This is a genomic window from Algoriphagus jejuensis (assembly GCF_039523455.1).
Taxonomy (GTDB): domain Bacteria; phylum Bacteroidota; class Bacteroidia; order Cytophagales; family Cyclobacteriaceae; genus Algoriphagus; species Algoriphagus jejuensis.
Window position 1 is genome coordinate 1 of sequence record NZ_BAAAFI010000026.1, and the last position, 4854, is coordinate 4854.

The window sequence follows — 4854 nt, forward strand, 5'->3', positions numbered from 1 at the left end:
TAAAGGCGAAAGCATATTATCGTAGTGGGGTGATCGTTGAGTCAACCCCAGTCACCATCAATGTCGTCGGTAAAGAACCAGAGGTTTCTAATCCAGGCACAAGTACAGGTTTACTTGGGGGATTGGTGGCATTTTACGAGATGGACAGCAACGTGTCAGGTGCCCTTAGGGATTCCCATGGCCAGAACCACGGGAAAAACAGTGCAATTGACCACGTGTCCGGTTTCACCGAGAAGGGAAACAAATATGACGGGAAAACCACGATCTCTAGTGTTCCCCACAGCAGCAGCCTGAACCTCGACACCGAGTTTACCCTTATGGCTGATATCTTCCGCGAGGGAGATGGCAAGGAAGACGGGGCTGTAATAGTCGGGAAGACGTTTTCGTCATCTTGGCCAGAAAACCAGACGTACGCCATGGCTATCACCAAGGACAACAAGATTAGGCTCCGTGCAAACATTCCCAATCTGAGAGACTGGGTATCAACCCAGACAGTCCCAGCGGGCAAATGGGTAAGGGTTATTGCGACCTACAAGTCAGGCGAGGGATTCAGTTTGTACCTGGACAAGGTAAGTCCGGAGAAATCCCAATCGTTCTCTGGGTCTATTAGAGATTCGGAGATGGAACTGACAGTCGGGTCGGCATCACTACTTCGGAACGCAGCCTATGCAAGAAGGATCGAAGGAGTCTTGGACAACGTCGGGATCTGGAACAGGCAGCTGTCTAGGGAAGAGATTTCGACTCTGATAACAAACAAGATCACCTATCCCGATTTTGCTGGTAAGCAGGAAACTTCAAAAATCAGTATAGTTTCGCCCGCTCAAAATTCCCAATTCGACGTGCTTAGCGCAGTTCAGATTAATTTGGCATCAGAGGGAACTATCGACAAAATCGAGCTCTTCCGCGGTACCACGTTAATAGCCACATTGAATGCTGGTATTTTCAACTATACGTGGATTGGAGCCCCCATAGGCCAATCCAGCATAAAGGCGAAAGCCTATTATCGTAATGGGGTGATCGTCGAATCAGCCCCAGTAACCATCAATGTTGTCGGGAAATTACCTTCGATTTCCGCGCCTGTATCTGGCCTATTGAACGGACTTGTTGCATTTTACGAGATGGACAGCAACGTGTCAGGTACCCTGAGGGATTCTCATGGCCAGAACCACGGGAAAAACAGTGCGATTGACCACGTGTCCGGATTCACCGAGAAGGGCAACAAGTATGACGGGAATTCCTCGATCTCCAGCGTTCCCCATAGCAGCGGCCTTAACCTCGATACCGAATTTACCCTGATGGCAGATGTCTTCCGAGTGGGAGATGGCAAGGAAGACGGGGCTGTTATAGTCGGGAAGACGTTTTCTTCGTCTTGGCCGGAAAACCAGACATACTCTCTCGCGATAACGAAAGACAACAAGATTAGAATCCGGGCAAACATCCCGAATCTGAAAGACTGGGTGTCAACACAAACAGTACCACTGGGCAAATGGGTAAGGGTAATCGCAACCTACAAATCAGGTGAGGGCTTCAGTTTGTACCTGGACAAGGTAAGTCCTGAGAAATCTCCATCGTTCTCTGGGTCTATTAGAGATTCGGATATGGAATTGACAGTCGGGTCGGCTTCCCTGCTCAGGAATGCAGCCTACGCAAGAAGGGTTGAAGGAGTATTGGACAACGTCGGGATCTGGAACAGACAGCTGTCCAAGGACGAGATCTCTGCGCTGATATCAAACAAGATAACCTATCCTGATTTCGTTGGAAATCAGTCGTTTAGAATTTCTATGTCGACCATTGTTGACGAAATTCCCAGCAGTAGTGTAGATGAAATCAGCTCCACCAAAGCTGAAGCAGGTGAAACATTGATATTCTTGGCGGAAGACGAAGAAAATATAGTATTCGACCACTGGAGCATGGACGGTGAAAGGGTAAGTGATCAGGCAATTTACGAACTGAATATGCCAGGTAAAGACGTCAAGCTAGCCAAACATGTTAGGACTTTTGTCGATCCTGAAATAAGCGTAGCTTTGCCAAATCGAAATTCCGAAGTAGAAGCGTTTTCTGACATTCATATTGATTTTGAAATAAAAAACAACGATGCAGAAATCGAGAAAATTGAACTGTTCAACAGAGAGGAAATTGTAGGGGAAATCACACGAGACTTCCTAGGTGGATTTGTCTGGAAAGATGTGCCTCAGGGTGATCATCAGCTTACGGCTGTGGCAACGGACACAAGAGGTAAAACCCATTTCTCTGATCCAGTGGTGCTAAAGTCAATAAAAACTGACTCTGTAGAAATTTCAAATGTGCTCTTGGATTATGCTATCGGTCCGAATCCAACGTCAGATTATCTTAATGTAATCTTTGCCAATTTGGATGGTGTTTATGATTTTGAGTTTAGAGTGGTCTCAATGAGCGGGATGGTTAAGAAGGTTTTCAAGACAAGACCATCAGGATCAAAACTTACTATTGATGTTTCTGATTTGACAAATGGCGTTTATGTTCTTCATCTGGTAGGTGAAGGGAATAGTCTTGGAAGTAAAAGGTTTATAAAGAAGTAACGTGTGAGCTTAAGTTTGTAAATACGATCTATTTTAAATCAGCTTTGCCGTGCTAAAACCATATGATTTGTCATGTGGCTCTCAAGACCAATTAGCAGCTTAAATATGATTATTTACAGATTTCAACGACGTTAAACTATATTTGCTAGAATAGGAGAATACGATCAATTAGACGTACGGTATTCTTTTTGATTCTAACCTTGGAATCGAAATGGGAATTACCTAGTACATCCAAAAAGTTTGAAAATAAAAATCAATATTTATTTATAAGTTATCATGAAATTAATAGAGAATAAAAAGGATTTCCGGCGAAATAGGAAGACGTTAGGGCTAGGGTCTTGTTTTTCGATATTTAGTTTGTTTTGGGTATGTCTCCTTTGCGTTAATACCTCATCTGTGGCTTCAACCACAGGAGACGCTAAGGATGGTGGAATCTTGAAATATTTGCCAGAAGGAGCTATTAAGACTCTTTATGGATTAGAAGAAAACGGAGAATTGAATAAAATTGTGCTTAAAGCTAATTTGGATAAGTTTGATATTATCCATAGTCATAATTTTGAAAATAATACTTTAGGAAGCTATAATAACGAGGAAAAAAGAAGAGATTGGGGGGTTCTCGATTATGATAATCGTCCAGGATATCCGCAAATAGTGAACTTCGATGGTGGAAAGAGAGCTAAACACTATTTTCCGAAAGGAAGTTTAGATGGGCGAAACGGATCCGACTTCGGAGCCGTAATCAAAAATCCATCTGAAGAAGTTTATTATAGTTTTAGAATGTACCATGAGCCTGGATTCGATTTTTACATTTCAAACAAATTACCAGGTTTTCGGATGTGGCCTTCAATCCCTGCAGGATCTGGTAGAAATCCTGGTAATGGTGGAGGAGTAGTTTATCTACAAATAGACGCGTTTGGTCGCATGAATTGGAATGTTTATCATCATAAAATGACATCCAACTCTGGAGAAAGGATGGGAACTCCTATAAATTTTTATACCATTAAAACTGGCGAATGGGTAGACGTAACCTATCGGATTGTGTTGAATACTCCCGGGGAATCCAATGGGATCCTACAAGTTTGGATTAATGGGGAGTTGAAGAATACAGCTACGAATGTATTATTAAGAACGAAAACGAGCGTTCAAGATCTGAATCAACAAGTTATGATTACTTGTATGGATTGGGATGTTCCGGTCAGAAGGAATCAGTCCATGTACATGGATGATTTTTTTACCTGGAAATATAATCCGACATACTTAAATAATAATCCATCAGTGGCTAGAGGATTAAAGCTTCATTCGGCTAGCCACAAGCTTGTAACTCCGCTGGATCAAAACGTGGAGGAAGCTGCGACCTATTCCATAACTGCACCTGCGTCTCCGTCAAACGGAGGCAAAGTGACTGTAGTTAGGTCGTCAGGGAACGATTAATCGTGACATGTGTACTTAATTGTATTAGCTAAGGCGATTTGGTTAAAGATTATTGGTGATAACTGAATGAAAATCACCAATATTCATATCAAGTCAGAAGGATGTAGGTGTTGTTGAGGAGTAGTTTGCCTCAATACAACCAGCCAAGCGGATTTGGGGGCTTCGATTTATCGGAGCCCTTTTTTTGTTTCACTCGTATTGCCCTAGGTTTTTGAGACCCTCTTTACTAGGTTTTTTGTTCAACAGCGATTATGTCATTGGGATTCATAGCGAGAAGTTAAACATTAAGAACATCAGTCACTTTGTAGAATGAATCGCAACACCGCTATGGTTGGATCGAAAGTCGAAGCACAACATTTGATTATGAGGTGGTTCGAAGTTGCAGTAGACTTTTTTGAATTTATATTTCCGGTTCAACTGCCAGCTTGTAAATACATTTTGAGTTTGGATGGGAAATCCACAGTGGATGCTTGGTCTACTCTTTAGAGGACTAAATAACCTCTCCTGTCGGTAGTTTTTACGTCTCTAGGCTGTCCAGCTTTAAGAACGAATTGCACAAGATGTTTTCAATAGCTGGGTTTTCGAGAATGATTGTGCGTCAGAAATTTGTGTGGATTCCAGCAATTCTCACCATGTGGTTTGTCCCTTCGAGGTGTGATTTTTAATGCATTTCCCGAATTTTCAAAGCGAGATCACAGCAACGAAAAAGACCGACGATATAAAAGCAAATTTTGCCGCGTAGAGCAGGATAAGCCACATTGAGATTTTGGATATCAGGATAATTTTTTCCTGACTTCGACAGTCGTCAGTCCCATTTTGATATAAGTAGTTGATTATTAAATGTTTTGAATTTTCAGTTTATTAA

2 protein-coding genes are annotated in these 4854 nt (G+C 42.2%); both read left to right on the forward strand.

Going from position 1 to position 4854, the window contains the following annotated elements; all coding sequences use genetic code 11:
- Positions 1–2558: LamG-like jellyroll fold domain-containing protein (locus tag ABD031_RS13315; RefSeq protein WP_343852257.1), on the forward strand; the 2558-nt coding region annotated here is incomplete at its 5' end.
- 396 nt (positions 2559–2954) lie between these two features.
- Positions 2955–3989 carry a polysaccharide lyase gene (locus tag ABD031_RS13320; protein ID WP_343852259.1) on the forward strand — a complete coding sequence of 345 codons (1035 nt, stop codon included), beginning with the start codon at positions 2955–2957 and terminating at the stop codon, positions 3987–3989.
- The last annotated feature ends 865 nt before the right edge of the window (positions 3990–4854 follow it).